This window comes from Bariatricus sp. HCP28S3_F11, from assembly GCF_052065395.1.
Taxonomy (GTDB): domain Bacteria; phylum Bacillota; class Clostridia; order Lachnospirales; family Lachnospiraceae; genus Allocoprococcus.
Map to the genome: position 1 here is coordinate 12,959 of NZ_JBQHUC010000003.1, position 18,392 is coordinate 31,350.

The window sequence follows — 18,392 nt, forward strand, 5'->3', positions numbered from 1 at the left end:
GGAGGAAACCTTCAATGAAAAAGGTTGTAAAATTCGGTGGAAGCTCATTGGCTGATGCCGCACAATTCAAGAAAGTCGGTCAGATTATTCATGAGGATGAATCCAGACGATACGTGATCCCTTCTGCACCGGGTAAACGTTTCCCGGAAGATGTGAAGGTCACTGATATGCTTTATAAATGTTACGGTGCTGCGGTGCGTGAGAAAAACTTTACCAAACAGCTGGAAGAAATTCAACAGCGTTATCAGGGAATCATCGATGGCCTCGGGTTGGACCTTTCTCTGGATAAAGAGTTTGAAATTATCCGACAGAACTTCGGTCAGAAAGCAGGAAGAGAGTACGCCGCTTCCCGCGGTGAATACCTGAACGGTATTATTATGGCACACTATCTTGGATTTGAATTTATCGATGCGGCGGAAGTAATCGCCTTTGACGAAAACGGCAGTCTTCTTGTGGATCAAACGAATGACCTTTTGTCCGAACGTCTTTCGCATACTGAAAAAGCTGTTATTCCGGGATTTTATGGTGCAGATCCGAACGGTAATGTAAAAACCTTCAGCCGCGGAGGCTCAGATGTAACCGGCTCCCTTGTTGCAAAAGCGATCCATGCGGATATGTATGAGAACTGGACTGACGTTTCCGGATTCCTGATCGCAGATCCCCGTATCATCAAGAACCCAAAAGGGATTGAGACAATCACCTATAAAGAATTACGAGAGCTTTCCTATATGGGTGCGACCGTACTTCACGAGGATGCGATCTTCCCGGTACGAAAGGAGGGTATTCCGATCAATATCCGTAATACCAATGCACCGGAAGAAAAGGGGACGCTGATTGTAGAGGGCACCTGCCGCAAACCGAAATACACGATTACCGGTATAGCCGGAAAACGTGGTTTTGCTTCCATAACGATTGAAAAAGCAATGATGAACTCGGAAGTGGGATTCGGAAGAAAAGTCCTGGAGGTATTTGAAAACGAGGGAATCTCATTTGAACACATGCCTTCCGGAATTGATACCATGACGATTTTTGTTCAGCAGGATGAATTCGAAGAACATGAGCAGCGTGTCATTTCCGGAATACACCGTGCAGTAGAGCCGGATGATGTTGAACTTGAATCCGATCTTGCGCTGATCGCAGTTGTTGGAAGAGGAATGAAACAGACCAGAGGAACAGCCGGGCGTATTTTCTCTGCACTGGCTCACGCACACGTAAATGTGAAAATGATCGACCAGGGTTCCAGTGAGCTGAATATCATTATTGGCGTGAGAGAGCATGACTTTGAAGCAGCTATTCAGGCAATTTATGATATTTTTGTTAACACTCAAATCTAAATCTACAATTTTCTTGTAAAATATGCTATTCTTATTTCAGATAATATTTCTGGATAAGAAAGGATTTACAAATGAATATATTATTTTTTTTGAAACCAAAAGCAGAGCTTGCATTCGTCTATGATTATCATACACTCAGACAGGTAATGGAGATCATGGAATACCACAAATATTCGTCCATACCGATGATCAATCGGGACGGAAAATACATAGGCACCATTACAGAAGGAGATCTTCTCTGGGGAACGAAGTCCTTGAAACTTATGAATATCAAGGAAGCGGAGACCATCGCTATTACAAAGATTCATCGCAGACTTGACTACCGTCCTGTTCGGGCAGACTCGGATATGGAAGATCTGATCGAGCGTGCCATGGAACAGAACTTTGTTCCTGTTGTTGATGATCAGGATAATTTCATCGGTATCATAACCCGGAAGGATATCATCGGTTTCTGTTATGATAAATTAAAGGCATGCAGGATTGCTCTTTCTGAAAAAGCAGAACAGTAAATTTAGTATTTTTTCTAAAAACACTTGACTTTGTGCGGCATACTGGTATATAATTTACCAGTATGCCGCACAACGAGGTTAAAGCCCTGATTTTTCAGGCACCGTAGTTGGCGAGTAATGATAATAGGAGGTGCCATATGTACGCAATTATAGCAACAGGTGGTAAACAGTACAAAGTAGCCGAAGGCGATATCATTAAAGTAGAAAAGCTTGGTGTGGAAGCCGGACAGACTTATACATTTGACCAGGTTCTTGCAGTAAGCGGTGATGAGATGAAAGTCGGAACACCAGTCGTAGAAGGAGCAACAGTAGAAGCATCCGTAATCGGCGATGGAAAGGCTAAAAAGGTAATCGTTTACAAGTATAAGAGAAAATCAGGTTACCACAAGAAAAATGGTCACAGACAGCAGTACACAGCAGTTAAGATCGAAAAGATCAATGCTTAATTCTTATCTGTCATGATCAAAACAACAATTTATAAAAACAAGAGAAATGAATGCGTTGGTTTTAAGACATTCGACCATGCAGGAGCCGGAGACAGCGGACAGGATATCGTCTGTGCAGCCGTTTCCATGCTCGTAATCAATACCATGAATTCCATCGAAAGGTTTACGGATGCCCAGACATCCCAGGTTTCGGATGATACGAAGGGCATCATCGAATACAGACTGCTGAGCCGTCCGACGGAAGAGACAGAATTACTTCTGAATTCCATGATTCTTGGTCTTCAAAGCCTGGAAGATGACTCTGATTATACCACGTATATTGATTTAATATTTGAGGAGGTGTAAACCATGATGAAATTAAACCTTCAGTTTTTTGCTCATAAAAAGGGAGTTGGTTCTACAAAGAACGGACGTGACTCTGAGTCCAAGAGACTTGGTGCCAAAAGAGCAGACGGACAATTTGTAAAAGCCGGAAATATTCTTTACAGACAGCGCGGGACAAAGATTCACCCGGGTGTGAACGTTGGACGCGGTGGAGACGATACATTATTTGCATTAGTTGATGGTGTGGTTCGTTTCGAAAGAAAAGGAAGAGATAAGAAGCAGGTTTCTATCTATCCGGTAGCTGAATAAGCAGATTTTACATGAGGCTTCAAACTTTTGGGTTTGAGGCCTTGTTTTGAATTGGAAAGGAGTATTTATGTTTGCAGACAGAGCTAAAATATATATCCGGTCGGGAAAAGGCGGAGACGGACATGCCAGCTTTCGACGGGAATTATATGTTCCGAACGGCGGTCCCGACGGCGGCGATGGCGGACGCGGCGGGGACGTAATCTTTGAAGTAGACAAAGGATTAAACACCCTTGCAGACTTCCGTCACAAAAGAAAATTTACAGCTCAGGACGGAGAACCGGGCGGCAAGAGACGCTGCCATGGAAAAGATGCGAAAGACATCGTTTTAAAAGTACCTGAAGGGACGATCATTCGCGAAGCTGAGACCAATAAGATCATTGCGGATATGTCTGGCGATAACACACGCCAGATCGTACTGAAGGGCGGCAAGGGCGGTCTTGGAAATATGCATTTTGCCACCGCCACAATGCAGGTTCCCAAATATGCGCAGCCGGGAAAACCGGCACAGGAGCTTTGGGTGAATCTGGAACTGAAAGTCATCGCAGATGTAGGACTGGTCGGATTTCCGAATGTCGGAAAATCAACCTTTCTTTCCCGCGTGACAAATGCACAGCCTAAGATCGCCAATTATCATTTTACAACGCTGACTCCGAATCTTGGTGTTGTGGATCTGGAAGGCGCAAAGGGATTCGTAATCGCCGATATTCCAGGTCTGATCGAAGGTGCATCCGAGGGTGTTGGACTTGGACATGAGTTTCTCCGCCATGTAGAGCGTACCAAGCTGATGATTCATGTCGTGGATGCCGCGGGAACCGAAGGACGTGACCCGGTGGATGATATTTATAAGATCAATGCGGAATTGAAAGCATATAATGAAGAAATTGCCTCCCGCCCACAGGTAATTGCAGCGAACAAGATCGATCTGATCTATTCGGAAGATGAAGATCCTATAGAACGTCTTCGCAGCGAATTCGAGCCACAGGGAATCAAAGTATTCCCTATCTCCGGTGTAACCGGCGAGGGCTTAAGCGACCTTTTGTATTATGTGAGCAGCGAACTCCAGAATATGGACGAGAAACCCATCGTATTTGAACAGGAATACTTCCCGGAGGAAGAGCTGATTCATATCGATCTTCCATATACTGTCGAAATAATTGATGATATGTACGTTGTTGAAGGTCCAAAAATAGAGAAGATGCTGGGTTATACAAATCTGGATTCTGAAAAGGGATTTGCATTCTTCCAGAAATTCCTGAAAGAAGCCGGCATCCTTGAAAAGCTGGAAGAAGCCGGTATCCAGGAAGGTGACACGGTTAAAATGTACGGGCTTCAGTTTGAATATTATCGTTAAATTTCGTTGACTTTATTAAGAAAGGGGATTACTATGACATCTAAGCAAAGAGCATATTTAAAAAGTCTTGCCATGACAATGGATCCGATTCTTCAGATCGGGAAATCCAGTGTAACGCCGGAAGTGACTGCATCTGTGGCAGAAGCACTGGAAGCTCGTGAACTGATCAAAATTCATGTACTGCAGAACTGTGCAGATGATGTTCGTCAGCTCGCCGAGATTCTTGCAGAACGTACCCATTCTCAGGTAGTTCAGGTAATTGGCAAAAAAATCGTATTGTATAAAGAAGGCAAGGACGAAAAAAAGAAGATCGTTCTTCCTTAATTGTATGTTTATAAAATGATGAATGCAATGGAGAAATAAAGTATGAAGATAGGGATAATGGGTGGGACTTTTGATCCGATTCATAATGGTCATCTAATGCTGGGAGAGTACGCATATCGTGATTATGAGCTGGATGAAGTATGGTTTCTTCCGAACGGGAACCCGCCTCACAAAAATAATCCGGCAATTTTAAAAAGCACAGATGATCGTGTAAAAATGACAGAACTTGCAATTGCAAATGTGCCGTATTTCCGCATCAGCACCTATGAAACTGACCGGACGGAACCTTCCTATTCCTATCAGACAATGGAGCATTTCCGTAGTGTTTACCCACAACATGAATTCTATTTTATTTTAGGCGCGGATTCTCTGTTCGACATTGAAAAATGGAGGAATCCAGATCAGTTTCTGAAGCTTGCAACCATACTTGCTGCTTACCGTGATGATGCGGATAACAGCCGGAAATTGAATGGAAAGATTGAATATCTGAATCGAAAATACGGAGCCGATATTCGTCTTCTCCGAACTCCATTACTGCATGTTTCCTCCCATGAAATCAGAGAAGCAATAAGAAATGGTAATATGAAAAATATTCCTGTTCCGAAAGCAGTACTGAATTATATAGAGGATCAACATTTATACCAGGGTGATGAATATGACAGAAACATTAATGAAAATGAGTAAAAAACTTAAAGGAGATTTGGATAAAGAGCGTTATGAACACACGATCGGCGTGATGCATACAGCTGGATGTCTTGCAATGCGTTATGGATGTGATTTAGACCAGGCACTCACGGCAGGTTTATTACATGACTGTGCCAAATGCATTCCAAATGAAAAAAAGATTGAAATGTGCAAAAAATATCACTTGCAGATTTCCGCTGCCGAACTTGCGAATCCCGGACTTCTTCATGCAAAACTCGGTGCATATGTCGCATGGAAAAAATTTCAGATTGAAGATGAGGAAATTCTGCGCGCAATTGCTTCGCACACAACAGGTCGTCCCGCTATGAGCCTGTTGGATAAAATCATATACATTGCAGATTTCATTGAGCCCGGACGTACAGAAGCACCGAATCTGCCGGCAGTAAGAAAACTGGCTTTTTGTGATATAGACGCATGCCTTTACAGAATATTGGAAGATTCTCTCTCATATCTGGAGAATAAAGGTGTAACCGTAGACCCTATGACTGAAAAGACTTTTTTATATTACAGAGATTTAAATAAAGGTGAATCTTCTGATGATTCGCCGGAAAGGATGGAAAACTGATGCAACAGAAAGATATATCCAGAAATATGGCGAAAATTGCCTGTAATGCGATTTCAGATAAAAAAGGAGAGGATATCCGTGTAATCGACATCTCACAGATATCCGTGCTCGCTGATTACTTCATTATTTCAAATGGTTCCAATGAAAGCCAGGTCCGTGCAATCGTTGATAACGTAGAAGAACAGATGTATAAAGCAGGGTATCAGATCAGGCAGAGAGAAGGATATGGGAGCGGAGGATGGGTTCTTCTTGACTTCGGCGATATTATCGTCCATGTCTTTGATAAAGAAAACCGTCTGTTCTATGATCTGGAACGAATCTGGCGTGACGGAAAGCAGATCAGTGTAGATGATCTATAGACAATAAATATATATCATATATATAGAAAAGAGCTGGCTCCCGGCGGAATAAAGCCCGGATCCAGCTCTTTTTCAAACATTTCTTATTATTTCATAAACCGCATAACGGCAATTACTTTTCCAAGGATCTCAACATCCTTTAAGATAAATGGCTCCATATTATCATTCTCCGGCTGGAGACGAATCACACCTTCTTCTCTGTAAAATGTCTTGACCGTAGCACCGTCATCTACTAAGGCTACAACCATATCTCCGTTAGAAGCAGTGTTCTTTTTCTCGACAACAACATAATCACCGCTCAGGATTCCTGCATTGATCATACTTTCCCCGCGAACCTCCAGCATGAACACCTCATTATTCGGCATACGTTCGACCGGAAGCGGGAAGTAGTCCTCAATATTCTCCTGTGCAAGAAGCGGCTCCCCTGCAGCCACACGTCCCAGAATCGGCACCTGTACCATCTCACGTCTGGTAAGATTGAAATTCTCATCCAGTATCTCAATTGCTCTCGGTTTTGTAGGATCTCGCCGAATATAACCGTTCTTCTCAAGGGTTTCGAGATGAGAATGAACGGAAGAAGTGGACTTTAGTCCCACTGCATCACAAATTTCACGGACTGAAGGCGGAAAACCGCGTACAAGTATCTGCGATTTGATATATTCCAAAATCTCCTCCTGTTTCTTCGTTATTCTACCATTACCCATATGTAAACCTCCTTAAATCCGTCACTCATTTGTAAGTTCAAGTACGCCTCAGCAATCCGCCGGAGGCTTTGTCTTCTTACATGATAAATAAATAATAACATATTCTCCGCCAAAAAGCAAACAAATGTTTTGAGAAAATATGTTCGATTAATTATTGACAAACATTTGTTCATGCGATATATTATTTACAGAACTTCTGTTCGGAACGTATTTTCGTATCAATAGACAAATAATGGAGTATAAGATTAGATCAGGGGGAATTTCAGATGAGCAGATATCAGGAAAAGCAGAATAGCGGAGCAGAAAGAAAAAAAGTCACCAACAGCCATAAGAAAGTTGCAGTCTCAAGAGGCAGAAGATCAAGGAACAGTGCCGGACGGTTCATGGTTGGAGTCATTGCCGTTTTGCTGATACTGGCATGCAGTTTTTCGTTCGGAAGCTTCTTTTCCAGTGCGCATGATGTGCAGGCGGAGACGGGTTCGGATCTGAAGTATTTCAAAAGTGTCCGGATTGAAAAAGGAGATACCCTCTGGACCATCGCTCAGACCTACTGCACAAGGGAAGAGGATTCCATCTATGATTATATGAATGAATTGGCACAGATCAATGGAATTGATTCTGCTTCCATGGATTATCTGCGGGAAGGAGATTATCTTACAATCGTATACTATGAAGCAAATCCGCTTTAATTTATAGACAAAAGATTGACAAGCTGCCATAATCAATCCTATACTGTTATGTATACAAATTTCGTTGGTTTAATATAGAAAAATACATGTATTATTTTATATCATGCATTGATTCAGATTTATCGAAGCAAAGGAGAAATTCATCATGAAGAAAAAACAAATCATAGCACTGGCAGTGGCAGCCGCTTTGTTCATCGTGACAGGTGCTGCAAGCGTTCTTACTCATGCGGCGGCAGGTCAGTTATTCGACAATTCTATAACAGATATGATTTTTAACACAGAAGACATGGGGTATGATTTCCCTGCCGAATCATTTATTGCTGTTGTTCGTGTTGAGGGGACAATTGAAGAACAGACAGAGACAAGTGCATTTGAAGCGTCTCAATCCTACCAGCATCTTACCACACTGGATTACATTGATGAACTGATGTATGATCCGGATAATGCCGGCGTCATGCTTTACGTAGATTCCCCGGGAGGAACTGCATATGAGTCCTCCGAACTACACGACAAATTAAAGGAGTATTCCGATACAACAGGACGTCCTATATGGGCTTATATGGCTCATATGGCGGCTTCTGGCGGTTATATGGCATCAGTGGCCGCAGATTATATTGCAGCCAACCAGGAGACGATGACAGGCTCTATCGGAGTAATCATATCAACATATGACATGACCGGACTTTATGAGAAACTCGGGATCCGTTATATCAGTATCACGAGTGGTCCAATGAAAGACAGCACAAAGATGACCGATGAGCAGATTCAGATGTATCAGTCCATCGTTGACGAATCCTATAACAGTTTTGTCGATAAAGTTGCTGAGGGACGTAACATGGCCCGTGAGGATGTTCTCACTCTTGCTGACGGAAGAATCTATTCAGCTGCTCAAGCTCTCGATAACGGCCTGATTGACGCAATAGATACCTATGACAATACACTAGACCGGATGATGGAAGAAATGGATTGTGAGATGATTTACGAGCTTCCAGAAGAATCTGATATGTTAGCAGGACTTTTTGCAAGAATCGAATCTCTAATACCGAAATCAGAAGCACAGACACTCAATGAGATAGCAGCGGAGAAAGAAAGTGGGGTATTGATGTATTATGCAGAATAAAAATACCGATTTCTCTGGAACAGATCAGGAATATGTCTACGCTGGTTTCTGGGTACGCTTTGCAGCATTTACGCTGGACAGCCTGATTCTTTTTGCCGGAACTTTGATTATCAAATTATTATTTTCTTTGATTTCATTGCTTACCGGCACATCTATATTTGATACGGAAATATTGTTTTCGTATACATTAAAGGACATCATAGTTTATGGATGCCATGCCACATACTTTGTACTTTTGACCTATTATACCGGAGCAACTCTTGGAAAAAAAGCTTTCAATTTAAAAGTAATTCCTTGTCGTTCTTTAAAAGACGAAAATAATGTTGATGATAATAATACAAATGAACAGCTTACACTGATCAATGTGGTTTACCGTGAAACAATCGGCAGATATCTTTCCGGAATCATTCTATATATTGGTTATCTACTTGCCGGATTAGATCAGGAAAAACGAGCTTTACATGATATTCTCTGTGATACACGTGTGATCTATACTAAAAAAGTAAAAATCTATCCTGAATATCAGCCACCGATTATGCCTGACCCCGGTTACAACATATCAAGTCAACAACCACTTGTAAATACAAGTGAATATGATAATTTTGATTATGATATTAATAACAGACCACACGAGTAGGGTGTGGTTTTGCGGGATCAATCTATACGACAAATACCGATTTTTCCAAAAGATTAAGATAAGGAGGAACCTATTTATGGCATCAGAGCCAAAAACATACCAGGATCAGCTCTATATAGATAATACTTTGCGTCTGCGTGAAATATTGCAGACAATGCCAGAATTTGCAAAGGATTATTTCCGTGCTGTAGAGCCAACAACATCACCTAAAACAAGGATTTCCTATGCTTATGATATCCGTGTTTTCTTTCAGTTTCTTCTGGACGAGAATCCGGCTTTTAAGAATTATAGTATGAAGGATTTTACACTTAGTGATCTGGATCGACTTACACCGATGGATATCGAGGAATACCAGGAATATCTGAAGGTTTATCGTCCCAAAGACGGGCGACGCATCACGAACGCTGAGAAAGGCCTTTCACGCAAAATGTCGGCGCTCAGAAGCTTCTACGGATATTATTTTAAACGGCAAATGATCAGTAATAATCCGACTTTATTAGTCGATATGCCTAAACTCCATGAGAAGGCAATCATTCGTCTGGATACAGATGAAGTTGCTTCCCTTCTGGATTATGTGGAATCCTGCGGCGTGAAGCTGACCGGCCAGGCCCGTGTTTATTATGAAAAGACAAAGGAGCGTGATCTTGCCATTCTTACCTTATTGTTAGGTACCGGAATACGTGTTTCGGAATGTGTTGGTCTTGATCTGGGCGATGTGGATTTTAAGAATAATGGAATCACAGTAACCAGAAAAGGCGGAAACCAGATGGTGATTTATTTTGGCGAGGAAGTGGAAAAAGCCCTGCGTACTTATATGGAATCCAGCAGGAAAGCCGTTAATCCTCTGCCAGGACACGAAAATGCCCTCTTCCTCTCCACTCAGCGGAAAAGGATGGGTGTACAGTCTGTGGAGAATATGGTCAAAAAGTATGCCCGTCAGGTAACACCGAATAAGAAGATTACCCCTCACAAGCTCAGAAGCACCTATGGAACCGCTTTATACAAAGAAACAGGCGATATTTATCTGGTTGCTGATGTACTTGGCCATAAGGATGTAAATACGACGAAAAAGCATTATGCGGCCATTGACGAAGACCGGCGCCGAAGTGCTGCTGACATCGTGAAGCTCAGAGAGCCGTAATGTTGTATTACACAAAAAATTCTTCCCAAATTACGTGAAAAAAAACAGCACCACTCCTGTTTCCAGGAATGATGCTGTTTTTTTTTCACGAAAGTCCCAAAATCAATGATTATTTCTTAGCCAGTTCATACATTGCAGCTGCTGTAACCTGTGCTGCACGGATCAGCTGCTCAACGGCAACTCTTTCGTTCGGCTGATGGATCACATCCGGTTCTCCCGGGAATACTGGTCCAAAGGCAACCATATTCGGAAATTCTTTCGCGTAGGTACCGCCTCCGATGGCGATCGGTTCTCTTTTATCTCCTGTTTGTGCCTCGTAAACTTTCACCAGTTTTGAAACAAGCTCTGAGTCCTTCGGAACATATAATAATTTATTGTTTGTTTTTTTCAGAACATCAAAGTTGTAACTGTTGATCCGATTGATTACTTTATCGTCGATCACTTCGGCATCTCCGTTTTTCGGATAACGGATATCCAAAGTAAAGGACATTTCTTCCCCATCATATTTTACAACACCAAGATTGACTGTCGTTTCACCGGTTTCCTCATCCTGATACAGAATATCGAGTGATTTTCCATTTGTTTCATTTCCGATTTCTTCTAAAATAAAATTAACAAGCTGCTGGAAATCACCTCCAAAGTCATTTTCTTTGACTGCATTCAATAATTTTACTACAGCATTAACACCAAGTTCAGGTGTACTTCCATGTGCACTGAAACCGGTAGCTTCCACGATCGTCTTTCCGTTTTCTTCTGTGACAGTAATTCCTTCCTCAGGAGTAACTTTCAGCGGGCCATTTACAATCAGCTTGCATACCGGCGGAACAACGTTTGCGGCAACTCCGCCGCCAAAATATTCAACATCAATCTCGCCTTTGTTGTAAATCTTCGTTCCTGCAAGGAAATTGGACGTGCCTTTTTCACAGAAAATTGCCGGGAACTGCGCATCCGGCGTGAAACCGATCGTTGGCATTTCATAACCATTTTCTACATAGTATTTCACGCAGGAAGAACCACATTCTTCGTCAGAGCCAAATAACACACGGATTCTGCGGTCAATTGGAAGATTCAAATCACGAATTGCTTTTAGCGCATAGACAGCCATGATGACCGGTCCTTTATCATCCAGACATCCTCTGCCCCAGAGAACGCCGTCATGGATCTCTGCACCAAATGCCGGATGAGTCCATCCGTCTCCGGCAGGTACGACATCCACATGTCCGAGGATACCAACCATCTCTTCGCCTTCCCCATACTCAATCCATCCGACTCTGTTATCAGCCTGTCCTGTACGAAATCCCAATTTTTCACCGAGCGCCAGCACATCATCAAGGGCAGCCTTCGGTCCTTCTCCATAAGGAGCACCGGGAGCTGATTCTCCTCTCACACTCTCAATTCTCATATTCTGCTGGATAGACGCAATCATATCGTCCTTTAATTCCAGTACTTTCGCATTCAATGTTTCATAACTCATTGCAATATCCCTCTCTTTCATTCTTTCTTATTTTACCACATTTCTTATTTTACGCAAGCTGGGCTGAATCCAGAATTATTGTAAACGGTCCATCATTTATGAGGCTTACTTTCATATCCGCTCCAAACTGTCCTCTTTCAACGACGGGAACTACTTTTTTACATTCTTCTATGATATATTCATACATCTCATTCGCTTTATCCGGAGCGCCCGCCTCGATAAAGCTTGGACGATTTCCCTTCCGGCAGTTTGCGTACAATGTAAACTGCGAAATAAGAAGCATCTGTCCGCCCACATCTGCCAGAGACAGATTCGTCTTCCCATTCTCGTCCTCGAAAATACGAAGTCCGGTCATCTTCTTAACCATCTTATCCGCTATTTCTCTGGTATCATCTTCACCGACTCCGATCAGAACCATGAAGCCTTTGCCGATCTCGCCGATGATCTCACCATCCACTTTTACATTCGCTTCCGTCACTCTTTGAATTACGAATTTCATCTTGCTATCCTCTCATTATTTGTACTTGGCTGACTTTTAGAACTTCAGTCTATAGCTCTATCTTAACACGCCCGACTTGTTCAGGCAATCCTTCTTTCAAAAGAATTTCCCAAAGAATTTAGCACGCATTTATACTTGTAATTCTTTTATAAATGCGGTAACATTAGGGCGATATGTTTATGAAAATAAGGTGGTGATTGACAATGAAATTACAACAATTACTGAGTTATACAAGGAAAGCTGTTGACGAATATGATATGATCCAGGAAGGCGACCACATTGCAGTAGGGATCTCTGGCGGGAAGGACAGTCTCACACTCCTTTACGCAATGCAGGGACTTAGAAGATTCTATCCGAAACATTTTGAACTGAGCGCAATTACTGTGGATCTCGGATATGAGAAATGCGATTTCTCGCAGGTAACGGAACTGTGCAAAGAACTTGATGTTCCATATCAGATCGTGAAGACAGACATTGCCCGCATTTTGTTCGATGAGCGTAAGGAGTCCAACCCCTGTTCGCTCTGTGCAAAAATGCGGAAGGGTGCTTTAAACGAAGCGGTAAAAAAGATGGGATGCAATAAAGTTGCCTACGCGCATCACAAGGATGATATCATTGAGACGATGCTGCTCTCCCTCATTTTTGAAGGAAGGTTCCATTCCTTCTCTCCGAAGACTTATCTGGACCGAATGGATTTAAGCGTCATCCGCCCGATGATGTTTGTGGATGAGATGGATGTGATCGGTTTTCAGCATAAATACAATCTGCCTGTTGTAAAAAGCCGATGCCCGGTCGACGGATTTACCAAGCGTCAATATGCAAAAGATCTGGTTCGAGAACTGAATCAGGCTCATCCGGGTGCGAAGAATCGCATGTTTACGGCGATTCTAAACGGAAATATTGAAGGATGGCCGCCGCGAACGCCGCATACCCGTTAATCTTTAAAGAGGAACCTCTCACAGTGTGTGAAATGTTCCTCTTTGTAGATTTTTAGAATAATTCTTTTTTCCCTTTTTTGTACGATTCCAGAAGATGTGTCAAAACCTGAATATCTTCCTTGATCTTCTTTCCGTCATCCGTGTCTCCCACGAGGAGCCGGTGCGGTTCAGTCTCAAACATCTTGGATGTAGACTCGATATCTTTGTTCTCCTCCAGAACCTTCTCCACACTTTCAAACGGTTGATGTGCCTTGATTCGCATTCCATGAGAATTATAGATCAAAGTATATCCTGCAATACCGGTCGTTTTATGATAAGCTTTGCTGAATCCTCCGTCAATCACGATCAGCTTGCCGTTCGCGCGTACAGGCTTCTCTCCTTTTTCTGTCTTAACCGGTGTATGTCCGTTAATGATATGCGAAATGTCGGAATACAAGTGAAATTCACGCAGGATCATATTGCAGGTCTTTTCGCTATAATAATGCTTATAGTATGGATTCGTCTCCTCATGCCATGCTTCCTTATCGGCAATAAACGTACGCTCAAAGGTTTTTACATTTCTGCCTGATAGAGGAGATTTTCTTCCGCACCACAGGTACCACATGAAATCAAGGTCCCACTGGGATGCCTGTGCTGACCAGGCCTTTCTGGCAATCTTTTCTGCGTAATCCAGATAGGATTTGCCGGTATAAATGCAGCCTCCGAATTTGACTCCATCAAAGTTTCCCTCTTCATCCAGAGGAATGCATCCGTGGTAGAGCAGGTTTCCGTTGTAACATTTGTACATGCATCCTTTGTCATATAAAAATTTCACATGCTCATGCAGGCGGTGGCTGTTTACGAAAGCAAACCTTAGATTATCCATGACTTCCTGTTCTGCCTCTGAAAGCACATATGCGTTTGTCGGGTCGACAGTCGGAAAGAAGGTATCCTTCATTTGATAGACCGTTCCCTCACTTTCAATCGTCCCATTCTCATAATTTATTTTATCAAGAAGCAGGCGTCCCTCCATCTCATATTCCGGACGGCGCATGATGATCTGGCCCTCCAGCTTAAACAGAATCACCGAAATCGCCTTCAGTGCAGCTTCCATCGGCGGCAGATCAGGATAAGTCTTCTCCGCGAATAAAGTCAGCGATCTCAGACTAATCCCATATCCGTTCTCCAACGTTTCAATACAACTGTATTTGATATTATTCCGTACAACAGATGCAATGCAGGCATCGCTTCCACAGGCTGCACCCATCCAAAGAATATCATGATTGCCCCATTCCAGATCAAGCGAATGATACTTCATGAGCAGATCCAGAATCTTATCTGCATTCTCTCCTCTGTCAAAGATGTCGCCTACGATGTGCAGATGATCTACCGCAAGACGTTTGATCAGTTCTGCAAGAGCAATAATAAATTCTTCCGAGCTCTCAATTCCGATAATGGTATCCAGTATTTTTTTGTGATACAGGATCTGGTTGTTGTCTTCATCCGGCATAAAATGCAGAAGTTCATCAATAATATATCCAAATTCCTCCGGAAGTGCTTTACGTACTTTCGAGCGCGTATATTTGGAAGAAACCACTTTTGCCAGCTCAATCAGGTAGTTCAGCATCAGGCGGTACCAGTCTTCCGTAATTCTTCCCTCCCGCTTCATACGGTTCATCTTCTCACGGGGATAATAGATTAATGTGCAGATCTCATCGCGCTCTTTCAAGCTGAGCGAATCTGCCCAGAGTGCATCAACCTTTTCGCGTATGACCCCGGAACAATTATTTAAAATATGGAGAAACGCTTCGTATTCGCCGTGCAGATCACTCATGAAATGCTCCGTACCCTTTGGCAGATTAATGATTGCATTCAGGTTAATAATTTCACGACAGACCGCCTGCCTGGTCGGATATTTTTCTTGTAAAAGATTTTTAAACAAATTCTCTGTTTCCATTCTCACTCCTATATGTATATTTGATCTCAATCAGATTCTTGGATCTGTTACGGATTCTCGAAGCTCGATCAATGCTTCAAGTGCTTTCACAGTTCCTTCAATTCCTAATTCAGAGCTGCAGATACTGATGTCATAGCTTTCTGCATCTCCCCATTTTTTATTCGTAAAATAATTATAGTAACTTGCACGCTTTTTATCTGCTTTCAGAATCATATCCTTGGCTTTTGCATCCGTGATGTCATACATTTTGGCAATTCTCCGGACTCTGCTTGTTAAGTCCGCATGAATGAAAACACTCATGACATTATCATAAGATTCCAAAGCATAATCTGCACATCTTCCAACAAGGACACATGGCCCTTCATCTGCAATCTTCTTGATTGCTTCAAATTGTGCTAAGAACACTTTATGATTCAGCGGCATATCTGCAAAAGCTCCTGTTGCATAGCCTCCAGAATAAGTATCCATTACCAGCGAATACAAAAAACTGTTCGTCGGTTTTTCATCATGAGTCTCAAAGAGTTCCTGACAGATTCCGCTTTCCTTTGCAGCAATATCCAGCATCTCTTTATCATAAAGCTTTACTCCAAGATCTTCTGCCAGACGTGTACCAATCTCTTTACCGCCACTTCCAAACTGTCTTCCGATTGTAATAATTGTATTCAGGTTTTTCATATCAGTCACACTCCTTTTCTTATGCATATTATATAACAAAGTGCGAATATTGTATAGACATTTTATCTATTTTGACGCATTCGTCCGAGTAAATCTTCAAAATATTCCGGAAGCGGCGCGTCAAATTCCATATATTCACCGGTTGTAGGATGTGTAATGCCCAGAATCTTTGCATGCAGCGTCTGTCCCTGCAGCTTAAAGGGACACTTCTGTGGACCGTATACGTTATCTCCGAGCAATGGATGCCGGATACTGGCCATATGAACACGGATCTGATGTGTTCTGCCAGTCTCAAGTCGGCAGGAAATATAGGTATAGTCTCCAAAGCGCTCGAGAACCTGATAATGCGTGACAGCCTCTCGTCCGTTCTGGTAATTAATACTCATCTTTTTCCGATCGACCGGATGTCTCCCGATAGGCGCGTCAATCGTACCGCTGTCTTCCTTCAGATTCCCGCAGACAATAGCATGATAGACCCGCTTGATCGAATGCACTTTTAATTGCTCTGCAAGTTTCTGATGAGCCTGATCATTTTTACAGACAAGAAGGGATCCGGTTGTGTCCATATCGATCCGGTGTACGATTCCGGGACGCATAACTCCGTTGATCCCTGAAAGGCTCTCGCCGCAGTGATACATCAACGCATTAACCAGTGTTCCGCTATAATGTCCTGCAGCCGGATGGACTACCATCCCTTTAGGCTTATTTACGATCAATATGTCATCGTCCTCGTAGAGAATATCAAGAGGAATATTCTCAGGAACAATATCAGGCTCAACTAGATCCGGGATTTCCACAGTGATCATATCGTCATAAGCCAGCTTATAATTTGCTTTCACTGCTTTTCCATTTACGTATACATGTCCATCTTTCATTAGTTTCTGAATATAAGAACGGGAAAAGCCGCTCATCTCATTTGAGAGATATTTATCGATTCTTTCCCCGTTTTCTGTTTCAATTTGAAATTCTTCTAACCGCATTTAAAAATCCTGCTTTCTCTGAATGAGATTCTTTTCTATATCTGATGTTCTTTCCGATATTGCCTTGAATAAATCATCAAATCTTCTTCCTTATAATAGAAAAAGATCAACAATACCAGTACAAAAAATGTGACGGTTACATAAATGTCGGCAACATTAAAAATCGGAAAATCGATCAGTGAAAAATAAAAGAAATCCACAACATATCCGCGCAGTAACCGGTCGATAAAATTCCCCGCCGCACCGGCTGCAAGGAAAACCATACAGAGCCTGAGCGGAAGATACCGACGTGTGACAGGTGTAAGGCTGTACAGATACACCATGATTCCAAGCACAACGACCGTAATAATCAGGAAAAAAAATCTCTGGTTCTGCATCATTCCAAACGCCGCACCTCTGTTTTCCAGATACTGCAGTTCAAAAACACCTTTCAAGATAACAACTGCCGGCTGATCTTTCAAAAATCGAAGTGCCAGAATCTTCGTATATTGATCCAAAAGCAGAAGTGCCAGAACACCGACCGCGGCACTGATATATTTTTTGAGTTTCTGATTCATGATGATGCTCCTTTTCCATTTACAAAATATAGCTATATATATTTATATACCAGGACATAGCATCTGCCCTTTTTCGTCTCTGAAATCATCCCCATATACCGGAATCTTCCCATCCCTCTTACGGAAATGATGTCGTTTTCTCTGACATGATATCCATTGCTTGTTATCAGCTTCCCGTTGACATATACACGAGCCTCTTCTATCAGAGGGGCCATTTTACTTCTGGAAGAATTCCACGCCAGGCTCAACAGTGAATCCAGACGCACGGATGCAACCGTACCTCTGATTTCCTCGTACCTTGGTTCATAATCAAATTCCTCTCTCTCGATCCGGACAGCCTGGACCGTTGTATGCCTGACACGAGTCAGTTCATTACAAATAAAATCTACCATACCGTCACAAGCAAAAAGATACGCCATTTTCTCTTGAATCAGAATATCTCCCAGCTTAGAACGTTCAATACCCAGATTCAACAATGCTCCAAGATAATCGCGATGCCCCAGATCTTCGGCAAATTTCCCGTTTAATGGAGAGATCTGTATTACGCTCATGGGATATTTTTCCAATATTTCGTCTTCATCAGTATACAAATAAAAAGCATCAGGTAGAAATGCAGCCATCTGACGCTCAGCAAATGCATAACCGCCAAAGGTTCTGAAGGGAACAGCCAACAAATTCTTTGGCGTTGTATGCAAAATATTTAATTCATTCAAATTCAGGAAATCGGTATACATTACGATTCCCCTTTGAAATGCCTGATTGGAAAGTTCCAAAAAACGTTTGCGAAGTAATTCTTCTTCCTTGTCCATTTCCATA

23 protein-coding genes are annotated in these 18,392 nt (G+C 42.4%); 15 read left to right on the forward strand and 8 right to left on the reverse strand.

Annotation, left to right across the window (positions count from 1 at the left end; translation table 11 throughout):
- Nucleotides 1-14: 14 nt before the first annotated feature.
- The 10 genes from ACTNBR_RS02035 (at nucleotide 15) to rsfS (ending at nucleotide 6,226) form a co-directional block, all read left to right on the forward strand.
- A complete protein-coding gene (locus ACTNBR_RS02035) occupies nucleotides 15-1,334 on the forward strand; it encodes an aspartate kinase (protein WP_427820324.1) in 1,320 nt (439 codons plus the stop codon).
- 71 nt (nucleotides 1,335-1,405) lie between these two features.
- Nucleotides 1,406-1,843 carry a CBS domain-containing protein gene (locus ACTNBR_RS02040; RefSeq protein WP_427805702.1) on the forward strand — a complete coding sequence of 146 codons (438 nt, stop codon included), beginning with the start codon at nucleotides 1,406-1,408 and terminating at the stop codon, nucleotides 1,841-1,843.
- Between the two features lie 137 nt (nucleotides 1,844-1,980).
- On the forward strand, nucleotides 1,981-2,289 hold the full coding sequence (rplU, locus tag ACTNBR_RS02045; RefSeq protein WP_427805703.1) for a 50S ribosomal protein L21: 309 nt from the start codon (nucleotides 1,981-1,983) through the stop codon (nucleotides 2,287-2,289).
- A 12-nt stretch (nucleotides 2,290-2,301) separates the two neighbouring features.
- Nucleotides 2,302-2,634, forward strand: coding sequence for a ribosomal-processing cysteine protease Prp (locus ACTNBR_RS02050; RefSeq protein WP_427805704.1), 333 nt, complete (start codon nucleotides 2,302-2,304; stop codon nucleotides 2,632-2,634).
- Between the two features lie 3 nt (nucleotides 2,635-2,637).
- Nucleotides 2,638-2,922, forward strand: coding sequence for a 50S ribosomal protein L27 (gene rpmA, locus ACTNBR_RS02055; RefSeq protein ID WP_008975781.1), 285 nt, complete (start codon nucleotides 2,638-2,640; stop codon nucleotides 2,920-2,922).
- Nucleotides 2,923-2,989: 67 nt separating this feature from the next.
- On the forward strand, nucleotides 2,990-4,273 hold the full coding sequence (obgE, locus tag ACTNBR_RS02060) for a GTPase ObgE (protein WP_427805705.1): 1,284 nt from the start codon (nucleotides 2,990-2,992) through the stop codon (nucleotides 4,271-4,273).
- A gap of 33 nt (nucleotides 4,274-4,306) precedes the next feature.
- Nucleotides 4,307-4,597, forward strand: a complete 291-nt coding sequence (gene yhbY, locus ACTNBR_RS02065) for a ribosome assembly RNA-binding protein YhbY (RefSeq protein WP_427805706.1) — start codon at nucleotides 4,307-4,309, stop codon at nucleotides 4,595-4,597.
- Nucleotides 4,598-4,639: 42 nt separating this feature from the next.
- Complete coding sequence (gene nadD / locus ACTNBR_RS02070; protein ID WP_441015796.1) at nucleotides 4,640-5,281, forward strand: nicotinate-nucleotide adenylyltransferase; 642 nt, start codon at nucleotides 4,640-4,642, stop codon at nucleotides 5,279-5,281.
- Nucleotides 5,253-5,867, forward strand: a complete 615-nt coding sequence (gene yqeK / locus ACTNBR_RS02075) for a bis(5'-nucleosyl)-tetraphosphatase (symmetrical) YqeK (RefSeq protein WP_441015793.1) — start codon at nucleotides 5,253-5,255, stop codon at nucleotides 5,865-5,867. Before nadD ends, yqeK begins: the two co-directional genes overlap by 29 nt.
- Nucleotides 5,867-6,226: a ribosome silencing factor gene (gene rsfS, locus ACTNBR_RS02080; protein ID WP_427805709.1), complete on the forward strand. Its 360-nt coding sequence runs from the start codon at nucleotides 5,867-5,869 to the stop codon at nucleotides 6,224-6,226. Before yqeK ends, rsfS begins: the two co-directional genes overlap by 1 nt.
- An 86-nt stretch (nucleotides 6,227-6,312) precedes the next feature.
- On the opposite strand, the gene lexA is transcribed toward rsfS, so the two are convergent.
- On the reverse strand, nucleotides 6,313-6,930 hold the full coding sequence (gene lexA / locus ACTNBR_RS02085) for a transcriptional repressor LexA (RefSeq protein WP_427805710.1): 618 nt from the start codon (nucleotides 6,928-6,930) through the stop codon (nucleotides 6,313-6,315).
- Between the two features lie 266 nt (nucleotides 6,931-7,196).
- On the opposite strand from lexA, the gene ACTNBR_RS02090 reads away from it, so the two are divergent.
- The 4 genes from ACTNBR_RS02090 (at nucleotide 7,197) to ACTNBR_RS02105 (ending at nucleotide 10,517) form a co-directional block, all read left to right on the forward strand.
- Entirely contained in the window at nucleotides 7,197-7,619 is a 423-nt protein-coding gene (locus ACTNBR_RS02090) for a LysM peptidoglycan-binding domain-containing protein (RefSeq protein ID WP_427805711.1), read from the forward strand.
- Nucleotides 7,620-7,764: 145 nt separating this feature from the next.
- Entirely contained in the window at nucleotides 7,765-8,739 is a 975-nt protein-coding gene (gene sppA, locus ACTNBR_RS02095; RefSeq protein ID WP_441015790.1) for a signal peptide peptidase SppA, read from the forward strand.
- Nucleotides 8,729-9,376 carry an RDD family protein gene (locus ACTNBR_RS02100; protein ID WP_441015787.1) on the forward strand — a complete coding sequence of 216 codons (648 nt, stop codon included), beginning with the start codon at nucleotides 8,729-8,731 and terminating at the stop codon, nucleotides 9,374-9,376. The genes sppA and ACTNBR_RS02100 overlap by 11 nt, the downstream gene beginning before the upstream one ends.
- A 76-nt stretch (nucleotides 9,377-9,452) precedes the next feature.
- Complete coding sequence (locus ACTNBR_RS02105) at nucleotides 9,453-10,517, forward strand: tyrosine-type recombinase/integrase (RefSeq protein WP_427805714.1); 1,065 nt, start codon at nucleotides 9,453-9,455, stop codon at nucleotides 10,515-10,517.
- 109 nt (nucleotides 10,518-10,626) lie between these two features.
- Here ACTNBR_RS02105 and pepV read toward each other — a convergent pair whose 3' ends face one another.
- Nucleotides 10,627-11,991, reverse strand: coding sequence for a dipeptidase PepV (gene pepV / locus ACTNBR_RS02110; RefSeq protein ID WP_427805715.1), 1,365 nt, complete (start codon nucleotides 11,989-11,991; stop codon nucleotides 10,627-10,629).
- A 49-nt stretch (nucleotides 11,992-12,040) separates the two neighbouring features.
- A complete protein-coding gene (dtd, locus tag ACTNBR_RS02115) occupies nucleotides 12,041-12,490 on the reverse strand; it encodes a D-aminoacyl-tRNA deacylase (RefSeq protein ID WP_441015784.1) in 450 nt (149 codons plus the stop codon).
- 203 nt (nucleotides 12,491-12,693) lie between these two features.
- On the opposite strand from dtd, the gene ACTNBR_RS02120 reads away from it, so the two are divergent.
- On the forward strand, nucleotides 12,694-13,428 hold the full coding sequence (locus tag ACTNBR_RS02120) for a tRNA 2-thiocytidine biosynthesis TtcA family protein (RefSeq protein WP_427805717.1): 735 nt from the start codon (nucleotides 12,694-12,696) through the stop codon (nucleotides 13,426-13,428).
- A 52-nt stretch (nucleotides 13,429-13,480) separates the two neighbouring features.
- Here ACTNBR_RS02120 and ACTNBR_RS02125 read toward each other — a convergent pair whose 3' ends face one another.
- From ACTNBR_RS02125 to ACTNBR_RS02145, 5 genes are all read right to left on the reverse strand, one after another.
- Complete coding sequence (locus ACTNBR_RS02125) at nucleotides 13,481-15,364, reverse strand: fructose-1,6-bisphosphatase (RefSeq protein WP_427805718.1); 1,884 nt, start codon at nucleotides 15,362-15,364, stop codon at nucleotides 13,481-13,483.
- Nucleotides 15,365-15,394: 30 nt separating this feature from the next.
- Entirely contained in the window at nucleotides 15,395-16,039 is a 645-nt protein-coding gene (locus ACTNBR_RS02130) for an AAA family ATPase (protein ID WP_427805719.1), read from the reverse strand.
- 62 nt (nucleotides 16,040-16,101) lie between these two features.
- Nucleotides 16,102-17,019 (reverse strand): RluA family pseudouridine synthase, encoded by a 918-nt coding sequence (locus ACTNBR_RS02135; RefSeq protein ID WP_427805720.1) that lies wholly within the window; start codon nucleotides 17,017-17,019, stop codon nucleotides 16,102-16,104.
- Between the two features lie 35 nt (nucleotides 17,020-17,054).
- On the reverse strand, nucleotides 17,055-17,576 hold the full coding sequence (gene lspA / locus ACTNBR_RS02140; RefSeq protein ID WP_441015781.1) for a signal peptidase II: 522 nt from the start codon (nucleotides 17,574-17,576) through the stop codon (nucleotides 17,055-17,057).
- Between the two features lie 32 nt (nucleotides 17,577-17,608).
- Nucleotides 17,609-18,385, reverse strand: a complete 777-nt coding sequence (locus ACTNBR_RS02145) for an RNA-binding protein (RefSeq protein ID WP_427805722.1) — start codon at nucleotides 18,383-18,385, stop codon at nucleotides 17,609-17,611.
- Nucleotides 18,386-18,392: the final 7 nt, after the last annotated feature.